Here is a 2919-nt window from a genome sequence, read left to right on the forward strand (position 1 = left end):
AACTGCCGCTGGAAAAGCGCCGGCTGTTCTTGAAGGCTCTGGACAAGGAAGGCGTCGACTTCTCTCTGCTGCCGATTCCGGCGGGGGTTGCGGTGCCTGATCGCCAGGCCCTGTCCTATGCGCAGCAGCGCATGTGGTTTCTCTGGCAACTGGACCCGCAGAGCGCGGCCTACAACCTGCCCAACGCGGTCCGCCTGAGCGGGCCGCTGGACCGGGCAGTGCTGGCGCAGGCCTTCGACTGGCTGCTGGAGCGGCATGAGAGCCTGCGCACGGTCTTTGCCCTGGAGGACGATGAGCCTCGGCAGGTGATCCAGGAGGCGCGGGTCGACATCGATTATCGGGAGCTCTGCGACCTCGACCCGGCGCAGCGCGAAACCAGGGTGCAACAGCTGGCCGACGCCGAAGCGCGCCGGCCCTTCGATCTGCAACAGGGGCCGTTGCTGCGGGTCTGCGTACTGGGCCTGGGCGAACAGGAGCACGTGATGCTGCTGACCCTGCACCATATCGTCGCGGATGGCTGGTCGATGGGGGTCTTGATCGAAGAATTCCTGCACGCCTACGACAGCCTGCTCCAGGGTGAGGTGCCGAACGTCCCGGCGCTGCCGATCCAGTACCGCGACTACGCACTGTGGCAGCGCAGCTGGCTGGAGGCAGGGGAGCAGGAGCGGCAACTGGACTACTGGCGGGCCAAGCTGGGTGACGAGCATCCGCCGCTGAAACTGCCCACCGACCATCCGCGGCCGGCCCATTCCAGCCGCCAGGGGCGCCGCCTGGATTTTGCCCTGGAACAACCCCTGGCCCAGCAACTGGGCGCCCTGGCGCGCCAGCAGGGGGTGACCCTGTTTGCCGTGCTGTTGGCCGGCTTCAAGCTGCTGCTATCGCGCTACAGCGGCCAGCAGGACATCCGGGTCGGCGTGCCCATCGCCAACCGCACGCGCCAGGAAGCCGAGGGGCTGATCGGTTTCTTCGTCAACACCCAGGTACTGCGTACCGAACTGAGCCCGCAATTGACAGTGCAGCAACTGCTGGCCGATATCCGCGAGACTACCCTGGGCGCCCAGGCCCATCAGGACCTGCCCTTCGAGCGTCTGGTGGAAGCCCTGCACCTGGAGCGCAGCCTGAGCCACAGCCCGCTGTTCCAGGTGCTGTACAACCACCAGCCCCAGGTCACCGAACTGACCACCTTGCACAGCCGCTCCGGGCTGCAAGTGCAGGCCTTGCCGCGCAACGAGCGCACGGTGCAGTTCGACTTGACCCTGGACACTTTCGAACGCGGTGGCCAGTTGCAGGCCGCCTTCACCTACGACTGCCAGTTGTTCGAAGCGCAGACCATCGAGCGCATGGCCGGCCACTGGCAGAACCTGTTGTGGGCGATGGTGCGCGAGCCGCAGTCGGCGCTTGCCGAACTGCCGCTGCTCAGTGCCCAGCAGCACCGGGGCTTCCTGGCCCAGGGGGCTGGCGCAGAAGAGGTGTTCAGCGCCGAATCGGTGCTCGAACTCTTTGCCCGCCAGGTCGCCGCGCAGCCCGAAGCACCGGCCCTGGTATTCGCCGGGCAGTGCCTGAGCTACCGCGAGCTGGACCTGCGTGCCAGCCGTCTGGCCGCAGCGCTGGTGGCGCGTGGCGTGGGGCCGGAAGTGCCGGTGGGTATCGCTGTGGAGCGTTCCCTGGAGATGGTGCTGGGCCTGTTGGCGGTGCTCAAGGCCGGCGGTGCCTATGTGCCCCTGGACCCGCAATACCCCGAACAGCGCTTGAGCTACATGCTTGAAGACAGCGGCGTACGCCTGCTGCTGAGCGAGACGGCGGTGCAGCCGCGGCTGCCGGTGACGGCCCGGGTCGAGGTGCTGTTGCTGGATCAGGCACAGGCCTGGGCGCCGGACAGCGATCCGCTGGCAGCCTTGCCCGGGATGGCTGCCGGGAACCTGGCCTATTCGATCTACACCTCCGGCTCCACTGGTGCCGCCAAAGGCGTGAGCATCACCCACGGAGCCCTGGCCAACTATGTGCAGGCGATCATCCAGCGCCTGCCACTGGGGGCTGCGCGCACTATGGCCGTGGTCTCGACCATCGCCGCGGATCTTGGGCACACCACGCTGTTCGGCGCCCTGTGCTCCGGCAGTTGCCTGCACGTGATCGACCTGGATACCGGGTTGGACGCCGACGCCTTCGGCGCCTACCTGCACACCCACCAGATTGATGTATTGAAGATCGTCCCGTCGCATTTGCAGGCGCTGATGAGTGGCGAAGAACCGGCCCGTTCCCTGCCGCGCCAGTGCCTGGTGCTGGGCGGCGAGGCCTGCCCGGCGGCTCTGGTCCGCAGGATCGCGACCCTGGCGCCAGAGTGCGTGGTGTTCAACCACTACGGACCCACGGAAACCACGGTCGGCGCCCTGACCATGGCCGCCGCCACGCTGGCGGACGAGCGGGCGGTGGTGCCCCTGGGCCTGCCGCTGGCCAACGTCCGTGCGCGGGTGCTGGATGCATCCTTGCAACCGGTGGCGCCCGGCACTCCGGCCGAGCTGTACCTGGGTGGCGCCGGCCTGGCGCGGGGTTACCACCAGCGCGCGGCCTTGACCGCCGAGCGCTTCGTGCCGGACCCCTTCAGCGGCGACGGGCAGCGCCTGTACCGCACCGGTGACCTGGCGCGCTATCTGGACGGCGGGGTTATCGACTACCTGGGCCGCATCGACCATCAGGTGAAGATCCGCGGTTACCGTATCGAGCTGGGGGAAATCACCGCGGCCCTCAAGCAGTTGCCCCAGGTCGAAGACGCCGTGGCACAGGTGGTCAGTGTGGCGGGCGAGTCGCAAGTGGCGGCCTATGTGGTACTGGCCAAGGCTCAGGAACCGGAGGCGGCGTGGCAGGAGATCCGCCGGCAACTGGCGGTGGCCTTGCCCGACTACATGCTGCCCATGCATTTCC

General features: G+C 67.7%; 1 protein-coding gene. It reads left to right on the top strand.

What is annotated here, in order from left to right; all coding sequences use genetic code 11:
• Window positions 1-2: 2 nt before the first annotated feature.
• A partial coding sequence (locus tag F6S12_RS30940) for an amino acid adenylation domain-containing protein (protein WP_315869783.1) occupies window positions 3-2919 on the top strand: 2917 nt, incomplete at its 3' end.

Source organism: Pseudomonas sp. JV245A (genome assembly GCF_032424515.1).
Classification (GTDB): domain Bacteria; phylum Pseudomonadota; class Gammaproteobacteria; order Pseudomonadales; family Pseudomonadaceae; genus Aquipseudomonas; species Aquipseudomonas protegens.